Below are 13781 nucleotides of genomic sequence, written 5' to 3'. Positions count from 1 at the left end.
ATCAGGCATTGTCGCGGATGCCCGCGAAGAGGTCGCTCTCGGGGAGGGAGGTATCGACGAGAGACTTCGCCAGCTCGTACTCCTCGGTCGGCCAGACCTCCCGCTGGATGTCCAGCGGGACGCGGAACCAGCCGCCGTCCGGGTCGATCTGCGTGGCGTGCGCGATCAGGGCCTTGTCGCGGATCTCGAAGAAGTCGCCGCAGGGCACGTGCGTGGTCAGGGTGCGCTCGGCGCGGCCGAACTCCTTCCAGCGCTCCAGCCACTCCCCGTACGGCGACTCCAGGCCCCGGGCGAGCAGCGCCTCGTGCAGCGCGACCGTGCGCGGCCGGTTGAAGCCCTGGTTGTAGTAGAGCTTCTGCGGGGCCCAGGCCGGGCCGAACTCGGCCTCGGGGAACTTCTCGGTGTCGGCGGCGCCCTCGAAGGCGATCATCGAGATGGTGTGGGTCATGATGTGGTCGGGGTGCGGGTAGCCCCCGTTCTCGTCGTACGTCGTGATGACCTGCGGCCGGAAGGCGCGGATCCGCGCGACGAGGCGCCCGGCCGCGACGGTCTCGTCCTCCAGCGCGAAGCAGCCCTCGGGCAGCGGCGGCAGCGGGTCGCCCTCGGGCAGCCCGGAGTCGACGAAGCCCAGCCACTCCTGCTTGACGCCCAGGATCTCCCGGGCCTCGTCCATCTCCTTGCGGCGCACCTCGTGGATGTTCTCCTCGATGTACGCGTCGCCCTGGAGTTTCGGGTTGAGGATGGAGCCGCGCTCGCCTCCCGTGCAGGTCACGACCAGCACGTCCACCCCCTCGGACACATACTTGGCCATGGTGGCCGCGCCCTTGCTCGACTCGTCGTCGGGGTGGGCGTGCACGGCCATCAGTCGAAGCTGCTCAGTCAAGACTCGATCCTCAGTGATTGGTCGCCCTCAGTGGTGCCGCCCCGCAGGGACGCCGATCCCGGGGCGGCGGTCGGGTGACGGGTGGGCAACTTCTATAGTGACCGAACCGGGGGGTGGAAAATTCCTCGATCCCCGGTACGGGAGGAACGATCATGACGGCGGTGCGCGAGGCGCTTCCCGAGAACCGCTACGGCCGGTCCGCGGACCGCCGCGCCGACCGGAAGCTGAAGATCGTCGGCGCGGTGCTCGGCGCCCTCCTGCTCGGCGTGGTCGGCTGGATCGGTTACGGATACGTCAGCGGCCAGGCCCTGAGCGCCGAGATGATCAAGTTCAAGGTGGTCTCGGACGAGAAGGTCGAGGTCCATCTGGAGGTCCGCAAGGAGCGGGACGCCCAGGGTTACTGCACGCTCCGCTCGCAGCGCGAGGACGGTACGGAGGTCGCCCGCAAGGGTTTCCGCTTCGATGACGCGAGTACCCGGATCGACCGGATCCTGACGCTGCGGACCACGTCCCGGGCGACGAGTGTGGAATTGCTGGGGTGCACGGACGACGGCGGTGCGTCGCGTTGACCGCCGCACCCCCCTGCTGACCCGCAGTTACGCCCGCTGAGCTGCGGTTTCCCAGTCTCAGCCGTTTACCTTCTCCCCCTTTTCCCGCCGAATTGTTAGGCTCGTGGTTTCGCCCACCCGTGAACGCGATGTTTGCGGGGCAGGGCGTTGCTTTGTATTTCCCAAGTACCGACGAGGAGCACCCTGTGACCCAGACCAGCGAAAACGTCACCTGGCTCACGCAGGAGGCGTACAACCAGCTCAAGGCCGAGCTGGAGTACCTGTCTGGTCCCGCGCGCACGGAGATCGCCGTCAAGATCGCGGCGGCCCGTGAGGAGGGCGACCTGCGAGAGAACGGCGGGTACCACGCGGCCAAGGAGGAGCAGGGCAAGATGGAGCTCCGGGTGCGCCAGCTGACCCAGCTCCTGGAGCACGCGAAGGTCGGCGAGGCGCCGGCCGACGACGGCGTGGTCGAGCCCGGCATGGTCGTCACGATCGCCTTCGACGGCGACGAGGACGACACCGTGACCTTCCTCCTGGCCTCCCGCGAGTACGCGAGCGCGGACATCGAGACCTACTCGCCGCAGTCGCCGCTCGGCATGGGCGTGAACGGCAAGCGCACCGGCGACAACGCCGAGTACGAGCTGCCCAACGGCCGGACCGCCACGGTGAAGATCCTGTCGGCGAAGCCGTACTCCGGCTGATCCGCGTCCCCCGTACGCGAGAGCCCCGGCCGCCTCCCTGGCGGCCGGGGCTCTTCCGTGGGCCCGTGCTCAGACGGCCACCGAGCGGTACTTCCGTACGGCCAGGGTCCGGAAGACCACGATGATCACGGCGGACCAGATCAGCGAGGCCCAGACGGGGTGCTGCATCGGCCAGGCGTCCGAGGTGGAGACCCCGGGGTTGCCGAAGAGGACCCGGCAGGCCTGGACGGTGGCGCTGAAGGGGTTCCAGTCGGCGATCGGCTGGAGCCAGCCGGCCATCTGGCTGGAGTCCACGAAGGCGTTCGAGATGAACGTCACGGGGAAGAGCCAGATCAGCCCGCCGGAGGTGGCCGCCTCCGGGGTGCGGACGGAGAGGCCGATCAGGGCGCCGATCCAGGAGAAGGCGTAGCCGAGGAGGAGCAGCAGCCCGAAGGCGCCGAGCGCCTTGGGGACGCCCTCGTGGATCCGCCAGCCGACGATCAGGGCGACGATCGTGAGGACCAGCACGGTGAACATGGTCTGCACGAGGTCGGCCAGGGTGCGGCCGGTGAGGACGGCGCCGCGTGCCATGGGCAGGGAGCGGAAGCGGTCGACGAGCCCCTTGTGCATGTCGTCGGCGATGCCGGCCCCGGCGCCGGCGGTGGCGAAGGTGACGGTCTGGGCGAAGATCCCGGCCATCAGGAAGTTGCGGTAGACGGTGGGGTCCGTGGAGCCGCCGATGTTCATCGAGCCGCCGAAGACGTAGCTGAAGAGCACCACGAACATGATCGGCTGGATGAGTCCGAAGAGGACCACTTCGGGGATCCGGGTCATCCGGATCAGATTGCGGCGGGCGATGACCAGCGAGTCGCGGACGGACTGGCCGACTCCTCCGCCGCCCCGGGGGACGGCTGCGGGGGTCCGGGTCACGGCGGTCATCGCGCGGCCTCCGTCCTGGTGGCGGACGGGCTCTCCGGCCCGTCCGCGTCGTTGTCGTCGTTCCGCTCCTGCTCGGCGGCGTGGCCGGTGAGGGAGATGAACACGTCGTCGAGGGTGGGGCGGCGCAGCCCGATGTCGTCGATCTCCACGCCCCGGGCGTCGAGGTCGCGGATGACCTCGGCGAGCAGTTTGGCGCCGCCGTCGACCGGGACGGTGAGCTTGCGCATGTGGGGGACGACGGCGACGGCGCCCTTGCCGAGACGGGTCAGGACCTCGCGGGCGGGGTCGATCTGCTGGCGCCGCTGGACGACGACCTCGACGCGTTCGCCTCCGGTGCGGGCCTTGAGCTCGTCGGAGGTGCCCCGGGCGATGACGAGTCCGTGGTCGATGACGCAGATGTCGTGGGCGAGGCGGTCGGCCTCCTCCAGGTACTGGGTGGTCAGCAGCAGGGTCGTGCCGCCGGCGACCAGTTCCTCGATGACGTCCCAGAGCTGCTGGCGGTTGCGCGGGTCGAGTCCGGTGGTGGGTTCGTCCATGAACATGACCGGCGGGGAGACGACGAGCGCCGCCGCCAGGTCGAGGCGGCGGCGCATACCTCCGGAGTACGTCTTGGCCGTGCGGTCGGCCGCGTCGGAGAGGTTGAACCGCTCCAGCAGCTCGACGGCCCGCGCCTTCGCGTCGCGTGCGGACATCTGGTAGAGCTGGCCGACCATCTGGAGGTTCTCGCGGCCGGTGAGGTATTCGTCGACGGCGGCGAACTGGCCGGAGAGCCCGATGGAGCGCCGCACCTCGTTGGGTTTCTTCAGGACGTCGATGCCCGCGACGAAGGCGCTGCCGCTGTCGGGCCTGAGCAGCGTCGTGAGGACGCGTACGGCGGTCGTCTTGCCGGCTCCGTTGGGGCCGAGGAGTCCGAGGACGGTGCCTTCCGGCACGTCGAGGTCGACGCCGCCGAGGGCTCGCACGTCTCCGAAGGTCTTCACGAGACCTTCGGCGTAGATGGCGCCTGGCATACGGGGTTCCCCCAGTGCGTTCGGGTGACTTCCTCACAGATCCTAGATTTGCCCGGGTTTCCGCGCCCGGTGAACACGCGAGACGCACATGCGTACGTCCGCGGCCGAAGGCTCCGGACATCCGGACGGTATCGCGATACATCGCGACTCACAAGAGAGGTGTGCCGGGAACCTCCGGGGCACCCCTCCCCGGGCCATCACGCGGCACCTCTCCCCCGGACCGTCACCCCGCACCCCGCCCTCAGGACATCACCCGGTACCCCGCCCCGCGCAGCGCCTCGGCGACCTCCTCGCAGTGTTCGGGGCCCTTGGTCTCCAGGTGCAGCTCCACCTCGGCCTCGGTGAGCCCGAGGCGCGGATCGGTCCGCACATGGCTGACGTCCAGGACGTTGGCGTCGGCCACCGTGAGCACCCCGAGCATGGTCGCCAGCGCGCCGGGGCGGTCGGTCAGCCGCAGCCGCAGGCTCAGATAGCGGCCGGCCGCCGACATGCCGTGGGTGAGGATGCGCTGCATCAGCAGCGGGTCCACATTGCCGCCGGACAGCACCGCGACGACCGGTCCCCGGAACGCCCCGGGATCCCCGAGCAGCGCCGCCACCGGGCTGGCCCCGGCCGGCTCCACCACCATCTTGGCCCGCTCCAGACAGAGCAGCAGGGCACTGGACAGCTCGTCCTCGGTGACCGTGACGACCTCGTCGACCAGCTCCTGGACGATGCGGAACGGCACGTCTCCGGGGCGGCCGACCTTGATGCCGTCCGCCATCGTCTGGAGCGAGCGGACCGACACCGGATGCCCGGCCGCCAGCGAGGGCGGATAGCCGGCCGCTCCCGCCGCCTGCACCCCGACGATCCGCACCTCGGGCCGGACCGCCTTGACCGCGACGGCGATCCCGGCCGCGAGCCCGCCGCCGCCCATGCCGACGACGATCGTCCGCACCTCGGGGCACTGGTCCAGGATCTCCAGCCCCACGGTCCCCTGCCCCGCGATGATGTCGGGGTGGTCGAAGGGGTGGATGAAGACCGCGCCGGTCTCCTCGGCGTACTCCTGCGCGGCGGCCAGCGTCTCGTCGACCACATGGCCGTGCAGCCGCACCCGCGCCCCGTACTCCCGGGTCGCCGCGACCTTCGGCAGCGGCGCCCCGACCGGCATGAAGACCGTCGAGCGCACCCCGAGGAGCGAGGAGGCGAGCGCGACGCCCTGCGCGTGGTTCCCGGCGCTCGCCGCGACGACGCCGGCGGCCTTCTCGACCGGGGTCAGCCCCGAGATGCGCACGTACGCACCGCGCAGCTTGAACGAACCGGTCCGCTGGAGGTTCTCGCACTTGAAGCGGACGGGCGCGCCCACCAGCCCGGACAGATGGCGGCTGCCCTCCAGCGGCGTGACCCGGGAGACCCCGGCGAGCATCTTCTGCGCTCCCCTGACGTCGTCGAGGATCACCGAGGGAAAGCGGCCGGGCGGAAGGTAGTTCATACCGCAAGTCTTCCAGCCTCCCGGGGCCGTCGCCGCCGCCCGCCGGGCCGTACTGCGTCGATGTCCACAGGTTTGTGCAGCACTGGCACACGTTGCCCCGGGGCCGCGTACTCTGTCCCCCACCCATCCGACACCGCACGAAGAGAGCCCCCGGCCATGCCCCCTCAGGACATGACGACTGCCGCGTCTCCTTCCGGGGGCGCAGCCCCGGAGAACCCGGGTCACGACCACTTGCTCGACGTTCTGCAGCACCAGGTGGCGGTCTTCGCCCGGCGTGCCGAGCAGACCCGCCTCGGCGGTGTCGGCCAGGTGCGCAATTCCATGGACCGGGCCGCGTATCTGCTGCTCAACCGGCTGGACCGGGAAGGCCCGATGGGCGTCAAGGCGCTGGCCGCCGGGATGGGGATCGACTCGTCGACGGTGACCCGCCAGGTCGCGCCGCTGGTGGACACCGGCCTGGTCAAGCGCACCTCGCACCCCGAGGACGGGCGCGCGGTCGTGCTCCAGCTGTCGCCGCGCGGCCAGGCCCGGCTGGAGGAGGTGCGGGAGTCGCGGCGCGCGCTGATGTCCCAGGTGACGGACGAGTGGACCGAGGACGAGCGGGACACCTTCTGCACGCTCCTCACTCGGTTCAACGCGGCGCTCGCCGCCCGGCAGGCCGCCCACCAGCCTCCATCGAGCTGATCAACCGCCTTCCGCCTCCCGGGGGTTGACCCCGGGACCGCGGGGCGTTGCGATGGACCCGTGCGAGAGCGTCAGGCGGGCCGCGAGCGGCGCCGCGCCCAGGAGTTCGATGCCTTCGTGGCGGGCGCGGCGGGCCGGCTGCTGCACACCGCCACCCTGCTCACCGCCGAGCCGGCGGACCCTCCCGACGCGCATCCCCGGGCGCTGCGGCTGCTGACGGACGCGCTGTCCCGGACGTACGCGGAATGGGACCGGCTGCACGGCGAGGATCCGTACAACCGCACCCGTCAGGATCTGGCCACCCGTTTCGCCCGGGAGGCCTGGCGCCACCACCGGCCGCGCGGCGGGCTGCTGGACCGGCTGACCCCGCAGGAGCGGCTGGTGCTGGTCCTGCGCCTGTACGAGGGTGTGCCCGAGGAGCAGACCGCCGCCCTGCTCGGGGTGCCGGCGGACCGGATCCGCGCGGTCTGCAACCGCTCGGTGGCCACCATGCGCGGCACCCGGACACCGACCGAACGGCGGCGCCACCCCGGGCAGTTGCGGGCGGCCCGATGAGCGGGACCGGGCGCCGGGAGGACGAGGTCCGGCGGATGCTGGACACCCCGCATCCGCAGGTGCCGGCCGATCTGGCGGCGCGAGCGGCGCGGCGGGGCTCCGGACGGCTGCGCAGACGGCGGGTGCTGCGCCGGCTGTGGCTGCTGACGGCGACCGCCGTCGTGGTGGCGTTCACGGTCTGGGCGGTGACGGTCCAGCCGTGGCACGCGCCGCCGGCCGAGACGACCCCTCCGCTGGAATGGTGACGTCCGCCCCGTTTCGGGCCGGATGATCCGATCTATCCTGGAGAGGAGCGGCACCACCGGCCGAGGAGGCTGTGATGACGAGGAAGATCGCTGACTGCCGCAAGTATCCGAGCGTGTCGAACTGCTCGCTGGCGATTTCCGGCGAGGAGGACGAGGTCGTACGGGCCGCGACCGAGCACGCGGTCTCGGTGCACGAACACACCGACAGTCCCGAACTGCGCGAGCAGATCAGGGCGTCGCTGGAGGACGAGAAGGTTCCGGCCTGAGCCGTGGAAAAAGGGGGCGGGACCGGCCGTGCGGCCGGTCCCGCCCCCTTCCGCTGCGCGGTCGGGCTCAGCCGAGGGCCTGGGTGAGGTCGGCCAGCAGGTCGTCGGCGTTCTCGATGCCGACGGAGAGGCGGACCAGGTCGGCGGGGACCTCCAGCGGGGAGCCGGCGGCGGAGGCGTGGGTCATCCGGCCGGGGTGTTCCAGCAGCGACTCGACACCGCCCAGGGACTCACCGAGCGTGAAGAGCTTCGCCCGGTCGCAGACCGCGACGGCCGCCTCCTCACCGCCCTCGACGCGGAAGGACACCATGCCGCCGAAGGCCTTCATCTGCTTGGCGGCGGTCTCGTGGCCCTTGTGCTCGGGGAGCCCGGGGTAGAGGACCCGGGTGACCTTGGGGTGGCGGGTCAGCAGCTCGGCCACCTTGGCGGCGTTCTCGCAGTGCCGGTCCATGCGGACGGCGAGCGTCTTGATGCCGCGCAGCACCAGCCAGGCGTCGAACGGCCCGGCGACGGCTCCCATCGCGTTCTGGTGATACGCCAGCTCCTCGGCCAGGTCCGGGTCGTTGACGATCAGCGCGCCGCCGACGACGTCGGAGTGACCGCCCATGTACTTGGTGGTGGAGTGCACGACCACGTCGGCGCCGAGCGCGAGCGGCTGCTGGAGGTAGGGGCTCGCGAAGGTGTTGTCGACGACGAGGCGGGCCCCGGCGGAGCGGGCGACGGCGGCGACGGCCGCGATGTCGGTGATGCCCAGCAGCGGGTTGGAGGGGGTCTCCACCCAGACGGCCTTGGTGCGCGGGGTGATCGCGGCCCGTACGGCGGCCACGTCGGAGGTGTCGGCGACCGAGAACTCCACGCCCCAGCGCGAGGCGACCTTCGCGAACAGCCGGAACGTGCCGCCGTAGGCGTCGTTCGGGATGACCACGTGGTCGCCGGGGGTCAGCAGCGTACGGAGCAGGCAGTCCTCGGCGGCGAGGCCGGAGGCGAAGGCGAGTCCGCGGCGGCCGCCCTCCAGGGCCGCGAGGTTCTCCTCCAGGGCGGTCCGGGTCGGGTTGGCGCTGCGGCTGTACTCGTAGCCGCCGCGCAGCCCGCCCACGCCGTCCTGCTTGTACGTGGACACCTGGTAGATGGGCGGGACCACGGCGCCGGTGAGGGGATCGGCGGTGTTGCCCGCGTGGATCGCGAGGGTCTCGAAGCTGTGCTGGTCGCTCATGGGGCCGAGCGTAGTTCGTCAGGAGGGCCCTCACGGGCCACCCGGCCGTCCGGTGACAATGGGGGCATGGAGATTCTGTGGTTCCTGCTCGCGCTGTGCATGCTCGCGGCGGTGATCGGTCCCTTCGTGCTGCGTCGCCGGGGCGGTGTCCGCCAGGTGGCTCCGGGGTCGCCGGACGCCGCCGATCCGGACACCTACGGCTTCGTGCGCCAGGAGGAGCTGGACATCCGGATGCCGGGCCCGGACCAGGATCTCCTCGACGTCCTGGACGTGGTCCAGCACACCCGGTCCTGGAAGGCGGCCTCCCAGCTGCTCGCAGGGACGCCGAAGGAGGGCGAGGTCCGCTGGCAGCGGGTGCAGGCCTTCGCCGGGGCCGCCTCGCTGGAGCTGATGCGGCAGCCGGGCGTCGGCGGGGCGTGGCTGCGCGCGTGGCGGTCCGAGGCCCCGAAGGACGCGGGTGCGGCGGCGGTGCACGCGGAGTTCCTGGTGCAGCAGGCCTGGCGGTCCTCGACGGCGGGCACGGACGACTTCCGGATCATCCTGGAGGAGGCCCGTACGGTCGCGGCGGAGGCGGCCCTGCTGGCCCCGGGCGATCCGGTCCCGTATCTGGCCGAGCTGGCCGTGGCCCGCGGACTGGGCTACTCCCACGAGGAGTTCGACCGGCTCTGGGCGAAGATCATCGACCGCGCCCCGGCCCATATGGGCGCCCACATCGCGGCCCTGCACTTCTGGTGCGAGAAGTGGCACGGCTCCCGCGAGGAGGCCGACGCCTTCGCCACCGCGGCGGCCGCCCGCGCCCCCCAGGGCTCCCTGCTGGCCGCGCTGCCGCTCTTCGCGGTGTACGAGCACCTGCCGGAGGTCAACTTCGTGCGCGGCTTCTACCAGAGCCAGGTCGTCACCCGCGCCGTGGAGGGCGCGATGTACGCCGTCCACTCCGCCCGCCCCGACGACCCGATGCTCGCCCACGTCCGCCACCTCCTCGTCCTCTTCCTGGTCCGCATGGAGCGCTGGGCGGAGGCGATGGCCCAGCTCGTCCACATCGACGGCCACGTGGGCGCCCTGCCGTGGACGGAGAGCTCCGACCCGGCGGCCGAGTACACGGTGTACCGGGCCCTGGCGGTCGCGGGCTACGAGGCGAACGGCGGAAGCCCGGCGACGCTGCCGAGGTAGTGGTGCCGCCGGCCGGTGTGCGACGGTGGGGGCCACGCACCGCCCCCGACACCAAGGACCGGTATCCCCGTGGCACGCCTCGTCCCCCTGCTCCTGATCGGCCTCGGCCTCTACTTCTGGTTCAAGGCCCGCAAGCGGGCGTCGGCCTATGTCGCGTCCATGGAGTCGGACGAGGCGGGTCCGGGCCGCTGACCACGCCCCGGGCAGGAATCCGGGGCGGTCCCGGTGCGTTGTACGGACAGCACGCCGACCCAGGAGGAGCCCCCGTATGTTCCTGCACCGCCGCACCCCGCAGCTCCCCACCCCGGAGGAGGCCCTGCGCGGCCGTCCGGTCCCCGAGTTCACCGTCCCGTCCCGGCACACCGTGCTGGGCAACCCGCTGGTGGGCCCCTACCCGGAGGGCCTGGAGGTCGCCGACTTCGCCCTGGGCTGTTTCTGGGGCGCCGAGCGCAAGTTCTGGCAGACCGACGGCGTCTGGACGACCCTCGTCGGCTACCAGGGCGGCTACACCGAGAACCCCGCGTACGAAGAGGTGTGCTCCGGCCTGACCGGCCACACCGAGGCCGTCCGCGTCGTCTTCGACCCGTCCGTCGTCTCGTACGCCGAGCTGCTGAAGCTCTTCTGGGAGTCCCACGACCCCACCCAGGGCTTCCGCCAGGGCAACGATGTCGGCACCCAGTACCGCTCCGCCGTGTACACCCACTCCCCCGCCCAGGCCGAAGCGGCCGCGTCCTCCCGCGAGGCGTACCAGCGCGTCCTGACCGCCTCCGGCCACGGCGACATCACCACCGAGATCCTTCCCGCCGACGGCCGCACCTTCTGGCCCGCCGAACCGGACCACCAGCAGTACCTCGACAAGAACCCGGCGGGCTACTGCGGCATCGGCGGCACGGGCGTGAGCTGCCCGATCGGGGTGGCGCCGGCGGAGGGCTGAGACCCGGAACCGGGGATCCCTTGAATGCCCGTCAGAAACCCCGCCGCCGCGACCTGTTGATCGCACCGGCGACCGGAGGCCATGATCACCGGGCAGTCATATGCCCGCACGGCACGGTGACAGGGCATCCACGGGGAAGGGATCCGCATGCGCAGGCTCGTCTACTACATCGCCACCACGCTCGACGGTTTCATCGCGGGACCGGACGGGGCGGACCCGACGGGGCCGGGCGGGTTCTGGCCCGTGCCGGAGGACTACATCGCGCACCTGGTCGCCGAGTACCCGGAGACGCTGCCGGGGCCGGCGCGGGAGGCGCTGTCGGTGACGGCGGAGGGGACGCGGTTCGACACGGTGCTGGAGGGGCGGAAGAGCTACGGGATCGGGCTGGCTGCCGGGGTCACGGACGCGTATCCGCATCTGCGGCACCTGGTGTTCTCGCGGACTCTGAAGGAGAGCCCCGACCCGCGGGTGGAGCTGGTCGCGGACGATCCGGTGGAGACGGTGCGGGAGCTGAAGCGGCAGGAGGGCAAGGACATCTGGCTGCTGGGCGGGGCCGGGCTGGCGGAGTCGTTGTACGGGGAGATCGACGCGCTGATCCTGAAGGTCGGTCCGCTGACCGTCGGCAACGGGATTCCGCTGTTCTCCCGCGAGGCCGCCTTCGACCCGCGCACCTGGGAGCTCGTGGACCATACGGTGCTGAAGAGCGGGGCGCTGTTCCTCACGTACACGCGGGCGGGCGGCTGATGCCCCCGCAGACGCCGGTCGTCCCGTCGGTGGCGGGCCGGCCCTGGTGGGCGGCCAACGAGGGCCTGGCGTTCGTCCTGGAGCTGGTGGCGCTGGGCTGCCTGTTCTGGTGGGGGTACGACCGTGGGGACGGCGGCCTGCCCGGGGTGGCGCTGGGGGTCGTGGTGACCGGGGCGGCCGTCGCGCTGTGGGGGCTGTTCGCGGCGCCCCGGGCCCGGTTCCGGCCGCCGCTCGCCGGGGTGCTCGCCGTGAAGGCCGTGGTCCTGGGCGGGGGCGCGCTCGCGCTGTACGGGGTCGGGCATCCGGTGGCGGCGGCCGTGACGGGCGTGGTGGTCGTGGTGAACACGGCGCTCGCGGAGACGTTCCGGCGGCGGCCCGCCGCCGGGTAGGCGCCTCGGAAAGGCCGACGGGCCCGGGACACCCTCGAAAGGGGTCCCGGGCCCGTCGGTGCGTCCGTACGGCTGCGAAGACGGCCGCAGGGGTCAGATGAGGCCCTGCGCGAGCATCGCCTCGGCGACCAGCTCGAAGCCGGCGATGTTCGCGCCGACGACGTAGTTGCCGGGGGTGCCGTAGCGCTCCGCCGTGGTGTAGCAGGAGTCGTGGATGTGGCGCATGATCTCCGCCAGCCGCTCCTCGGTGTGGGCGAAGGTCCAGGAGTCGCGCGAGGCGTTCTGCTGCATCTCCAGGGCGCTGGTGGCGACCCCGCCCGCGTTGGCGGCCTTGCCGGGGGCGAAGGCGACGCCGGCGTCCTGGAGGACCCGGACGGCCTCGGGGGTGGTGGGCATGTTGGCGCCCTCCGCGACGGCCTTCACACCGCCCCGGACGAGGGCCACGGCGTCGGCCTCGTGCAGCTCGTTCTGCGTGGCGCAGGGCAGGGCGACGTCGACGGGGACGTTCCAGACGCCCGTGCCCTCGACGTACTTCACGTGCGAGCCGCGCCGCTCGGCGTACTCGGAGATCCGGCCGCGGCCCTGCTCCTTGATCTCCTTGAGGAGGTCGAGGTCGATGCCCTTGTCGTCGACGACGTAGCCGCCGGAGTCGGACGCGGTGACCACGGTAGCGCCGAGCTGCTGGGCCTTCTCGATCGCGTAGATCGCGACGTTGCCGGAGCCGGAGACGGAGATGCGCTGGCCGTCCAGGGACTCGCCCCGGCTGCGCAGCATCTCGGCGGTGAACATGACGCAGCCGTAACCGGTCGCCTCGGTGCGCACCAGCGCGCCGCCCCAGCCGAGGCCCTTGCCGGTGAGGACACCGGACTCGTACCGGTTGGTGATGCGCTTGTACTGGCCGAAGAGATAGCCGATCTCACGGCCGCCGACGCCGATGTCACCGGCGGGCACGTCGGTGTACTCACCGAGGTGGCGGTGCAGCTCGGTCATGAAGGACTGGCAGAACCGCATGATCTCGGCGTCCGAGCGGCCCTTCGGGTCGAAGTCCGCGCCGCCCTTGCCGCCGCCGATGGGCATGCCGGTGAGGGCGTTCTTGAAGATCTGCTCGAAGCCGAGGAACTTCACGATGCCGAGGTTGACCGAGGGGTGGAAGCGCAGTCCGCCCTTGTACGGGCCGAGCGAGCTGTTGAACTCGACCCGGAAGCCGCGGTTCACATGGATGTCGCCCGAGTCGTCCGACCACGGCACCCGGAAGATGAGCTGGCGCTCCGGCTCGCATATGCGCTCGATGATCCGGGCGTCCACGAACTCCGGGCGCTGCGCGAGCACCGGGCCGAGGGTCTCCAGGACCTCCCGTACGGCCTGGTGGAACTCCTTCTCGCCCTGATTGCGGCGGAGGACTTCGGCGTACAGCGGCTCGATGATCCGGTTCTCGGCAGCGTGGGGGATTGCGGAGTCAGGGCTGACCGTCATCTGATCAAGACCTTCCATGGGTCGGCTCGAACGCGAGGGCGCCCCCGTCCCGGGGGGCGCGCCAGGTCCCCCTCCCCATTGAGGGCGTCGCCGGGACTTCGCGCATTACCGCGCTCACGCATGCGGCGTACAGGACCGTTGTGGCATACCGATTGTCCCAGTGGCCCGGCGGAAAGGCCCGCGCCATCCACATGGTGATCCCGCCCCGAGGGGCTCGGTACCTGGCCAACGGCCTTGTGCGAGGCCGGTTCCGGGCAGCAATGGCCGGGTTGCGGCGGCGGCCGGGATCCCTCCGAAGTGGTGAACCTCACAACGCGCCGGAGGCCACTGTGAGGTCGGACAGTGCGCCCGTCACTCCTCGTGGGCCCCTCGTGTCATCCAGAGCCCCACCCCCGCCACGAGGAACACGGATCCGGAGACGGCGCTCAGCACGGTGGAGAGGGCGTCCTGCTCCACGAGGAAGTTGAACGCGACATTGGCGGCGACCGCCCCGACGAGCACGGTCCACAGCAGCGATTTCACGGTTCCTCCAGGGGGTACGGGCGGGCCGTGATCCGCCGACCGGACCGGGCCT

At 71.5% G+C, this 13781-nt stretch carries 18 protein-coding genes; 11 read left to right on the top strand and 7 right to left on the bottom strand.

The window, feature by feature from the left end; genetic code table 11:
* Position 1: 1 nt before the first annotated feature.
* Entirely contained in the window at positions 2-883 is an 882-nt protein-coding gene (gene mca, locus ACFVDM_RS34940) for a mycothiol conjugate amidase Mca (protein ID WP_383650242.1), read from the bottom strand.
* Positions 884-1035: 152 nt separating this feature from the next.
* Between mca and ACFVDM_RS34935 the strand changes: the two genes are divergently transcribed.
* Both ACFVDM_RS34935 and greA read left to right on the top strand, forming a co-directional pair.
* Positions 1036-1452 carry a DUF4307 domain-containing protein gene (locus tag ACFVDM_RS34935; protein WP_383650240.1) on the top strand — a complete coding sequence of 139 codons (417 nt, stop codon included), beginning with the start codon at positions 1036-1038 and terminating at the stop codon, positions 1450-1452.
* A 185-nt stretch (positions 1453-1637) separates the two neighbouring features.
* Positions 1638-2135 carry a transcription elongation factor GreA gene (gene greA, locus ACFVDM_RS34930; RefSeq protein WP_383650238.1) on the top strand — a complete coding sequence of 166 codons (498 nt, stop codon included), beginning with the start codon at positions 1638-1640 and terminating at the stop codon, positions 2133-2135.
* 69 nt (positions 2136-2204) lie between these two features.
* Here greA and ACFVDM_RS34925 read toward each other — a convergent pair whose 3' ends face one another.
* The 3 genes from ACFVDM_RS34925 to ilvA all read right to left on the bottom strand — a co-directional run bounded on the left by ACFVDM_RS34925 (position 2205) and on the right by ilvA (position 5534).
* Entirely contained in the window at positions 2205-3053 is an 849-nt protein-coding gene (locus ACFVDM_RS34925; RefSeq protein WP_383650236.1) for an ABC transporter permease, read from the bottom strand.
* A complete protein-coding gene (locus ACFVDM_RS34920) occupies positions 3050-4063 on the bottom strand; it encodes an ATP-binding cassette domain-containing protein (protein WP_383650234.1) in 1014 nt (337 codons plus the stop codon). The genes ACFVDM_RS34925 and ACFVDM_RS34920 overlap by 4 nt, the downstream gene beginning before the upstream one ends.
* Positions 4064-4304: 241 nt before the next feature.
* On the bottom strand, positions 4305-5534 hold the full coding sequence (gene ilvA / locus ACFVDM_RS34915; RefSeq protein ID WP_383650232.1) for a threonine ammonia-lyase: 1230 nt from the start codon (positions 5532-5534) through the stop codon (positions 4305-4307).
* 156 nt (positions 5535-5690) lie between these two features.
* On the opposite strand from ilvA, the gene ACFVDM_RS34910 reads away from it, so the two are divergent.
* The 4 genes from ACFVDM_RS34910 to ACFVDM_RS34895 all read left to right on the top strand — a co-directional run bounded on the left by ACFVDM_RS34910 (position 5691) and on the right by ACFVDM_RS34895 (position 7284).
* Positions 5691-6218, top strand: a complete 528-nt coding sequence (locus ACFVDM_RS34910) for a MarR family winged helix-turn-helix transcriptional regulator (protein ID WP_383650230.1) — start codon at positions 5691-5693, stop codon at positions 6216-6218.
* 60 nt (positions 6219-6278) lie between these two features.
* Positions 6279-6773 (top strand): sigma factor-like helix-turn-helix DNA-binding protein, encoded by a 495-nt coding sequence (locus tag ACFVDM_RS34905; protein WP_383650228.1) that lies wholly within the window; start codon positions 6279-6281, stop codon positions 6771-6773.
* Entirely contained in the window at positions 6770-7018 is a 249-nt protein-coding gene (locus ACFVDM_RS34900; protein ID WP_383650226.1) for a hypothetical protein, read from the top strand. Before ACFVDM_RS34905 ends, ACFVDM_RS34900 begins: the two co-directional genes overlap by 4 nt.
* A 74-nt stretch (positions 7019-7092) precedes the next feature.
* Positions 7093-7284 carry a DUF1059 domain-containing protein gene (locus ACFVDM_RS34895; RefSeq protein ID WP_383650224.1) on the top strand — a complete coding sequence of 64 codons (192 nt, stop codon included), beginning with the start codon at positions 7093-7095 and terminating at the stop codon, positions 7282-7284.
* A 67-nt stretch (positions 7285-7351) separates the two neighbouring features.
* On the opposite strand, the gene ACFVDM_RS34890 is transcribed toward ACFVDM_RS34895, so the two are convergent.
* Positions 7352-8497 (bottom strand): cystathionine gamma-synthase, encoded by a 1146-nt coding sequence (locus ACFVDM_RS34890; RefSeq protein WP_383650222.1) that lies wholly within the window; start codon positions 8495-8497, stop codon positions 7352-7354.
* Between the two features lie 66 nt (positions 8498-8563).
* Between ACFVDM_RS34890 and ACFVDM_RS34885 the strand changes: the two genes are divergently transcribed.
* The 5 genes from ACFVDM_RS34885 (at position 8564) to ACFVDM_RS34865 (ending at position 11734) form a co-directional block, all read left to right on the top strand.
* Positions 8564-9667, top strand: a complete 1104-nt coding sequence (locus ACFVDM_RS34885) for a hypothetical protein (RefSeq protein ID WP_383650220.1) — start codon at positions 8564-8566, stop codon at positions 9665-9667.
* Between the two features lie 69 nt (positions 9668-9736).
* Complete coding sequence (locus ACFVDM_RS34880) at positions 9737-9859, top strand: hypothetical protein (protein WP_383650218.1); 123 nt, start codon at positions 9737-9739, stop codon at positions 9857-9859.
* A gap of 76 nt (positions 9860-9935) precedes the next feature.
* Complete coding sequence (gene msrA, locus ACFVDM_RS34875; RefSeq protein WP_383650216.1) at positions 9936-10601, top strand: peptide-methionine (S)-S-oxide reductase MsrA; 666 nt, start codon at positions 9936-9938, stop codon at positions 10599-10601.
* A gap of 147 nt (positions 10602-10748) precedes the next feature.
* The gene (locus ACFVDM_RS34870) at positions 10749-11345 is read left to right on the top strand and encodes a dihydrofolate reductase family protein (protein WP_383650214.1); all 597 of its coding nucleotides are present in this window, start codon (positions 10749-10751) and stop codon (positions 11343-11345) included.
* Positions 11345-11734 (top strand): YrdB family protein, encoded by a 390-nt coding sequence (locus tag ACFVDM_RS34865; RefSeq protein WP_383650212.1) that lies wholly within the window; start codon positions 11345-11347, stop codon positions 11732-11734. Before ACFVDM_RS34870 ends, ACFVDM_RS34865 begins: the two co-directional genes overlap by 1 nt.
* A gap of 93 nt (positions 11735-11827) precedes the next feature.
* Here the strand turns inward: ACFVDM_RS34865 and gdhA are convergent, their stop codons facing one another.
* Positions 11828-13207, bottom strand: a complete 1380-nt coding sequence (gdhA, locus tag ACFVDM_RS34860; protein ID WP_383650210.1) for an NADP-specific glutamate dehydrogenase — start codon at positions 13205-13207, stop codon at positions 11828-11830.
* Positions 13208-13558: 351 nt separating this feature from the next.
* On the bottom strand, positions 13559-13729 hold the full coding sequence (locus tag ACFVDM_RS34855) for a hypothetical protein (protein WP_383650208.1): 171 nt from the start codon (positions 13727-13729) through the stop codon (positions 13559-13561).
* Positions 13730-13781 lie beyond the last annotated feature (52 nt).

Source organism: Streptomyces sp. NPDC057682 (genome assembly GCF_042799575.1).
Classification (GTDB): Bacteria; Actinomycetota; Actinomycetes; order Streptomycetales; family Streptomycetaceae; genus Streptomyces.
Note: the sequence above shows the minus strand (reverse complement) of the source record. Positions and strands in the feature narration are given on the sequence as shown.

What these genes read in the sequence shown, in the direction of transcription:
- ACFVDM_RS34935 (WP_383650240.1), top strand. Translation starts at nt 1,036, where the DNA reads ATGACGGCGGTGCGCGAGGCGCTTCCCGAGAACCGCTACGGCCGGTCC.
- ACFVDM_RS34925 (WP_383650236.1), bottom strand. Translation starts at nt 3,053, where the DNA reads ATGACCGCCGTGACCCGGACCCCCGCAGCCGTCCCCCGGGGCGGCGGA.
- ACFVDM_RS34920 (WP_383650234.1), bottom strand. Translation starts at nt 4,063, where the DNA reads ATGCCAGGCGCCATCTACGCCGAAGGTCTCGTGAAGACCTTCGGAGAC.
- ilvA (WP_383650232.1), bottom strand. Translation starts at nt 5,534, where the DNA reads ATGAACTACCTTCCGCCCGGCCGCTTTCCCTCGGTGATCCTCGACGAC.
- ACFVDM_RS34910 (WP_383650230.1), top strand. Translation starts at nt 5,691, where the DNA reads ATGCCCCCTCAGGACATGACGACTGCCGCGTCTCCTTCCGGGGGCGCA.
- ACFVDM_RS34900 (WP_383650226.1), top strand. Translation starts at nt 6,770, where the DNA reads ATGAGCGGGACCGGGCGCCGGGAGGACGAGGTCCGGCGGATGCTGGAC.
- ACFVDM_RS34895 (WP_383650224.1), top strand. Translation starts at nt 7,093, where the DNA reads ATGACGAGGAAGATCGCTGACTGCCGCAAGTATCCGAGCGTGTCGAAC.
- ACFVDM_RS34890 (WP_383650222.1), bottom strand. Translation starts at nt 8,497, where the DNA reads ATGAGCGACCAGCACAGCTTCGAGACCCTCGCGATCCACGCGGGCAAC.
- ACFVDM_RS34885 (WP_383650220.1), top strand. Translation starts at nt 8,564, where the DNA reads ATGGAGATTCTGTGGTTCCTGCTCGCGCTGTGCATGCTCGCGGCGGTG.
- msrA (WP_383650216.1), top strand. Translation starts at nt 9,936, where the DNA reads ATGTTCCTGCACCGCCGCACCCCGCAGCTCCCCACCCCGGAGGAGGCC.
- ACFVDM_RS34870 (WP_383650214.1), top strand. Translation starts at nt 10,749, where the DNA reads ATGCGCAGGCTCGTCTACTACATCGCCACCACGCTCGACGGTTTCATC.
- ACFVDM_RS34865 (WP_383650212.1), top strand. Translation starts at nt 11,345, where the DNA reads ATGCCCCCGCAGACGCCGGTCGTCCCGTCGGTGGCGGGCCGGCCCTGG.
- gdhA (WP_383650210.1), bottom strand. Translation starts at nt 13,207, where the DNA reads ATGACGGTCAGCCCTGACTCCGCAATCCCCCACGCTGCCGAGAACCGG.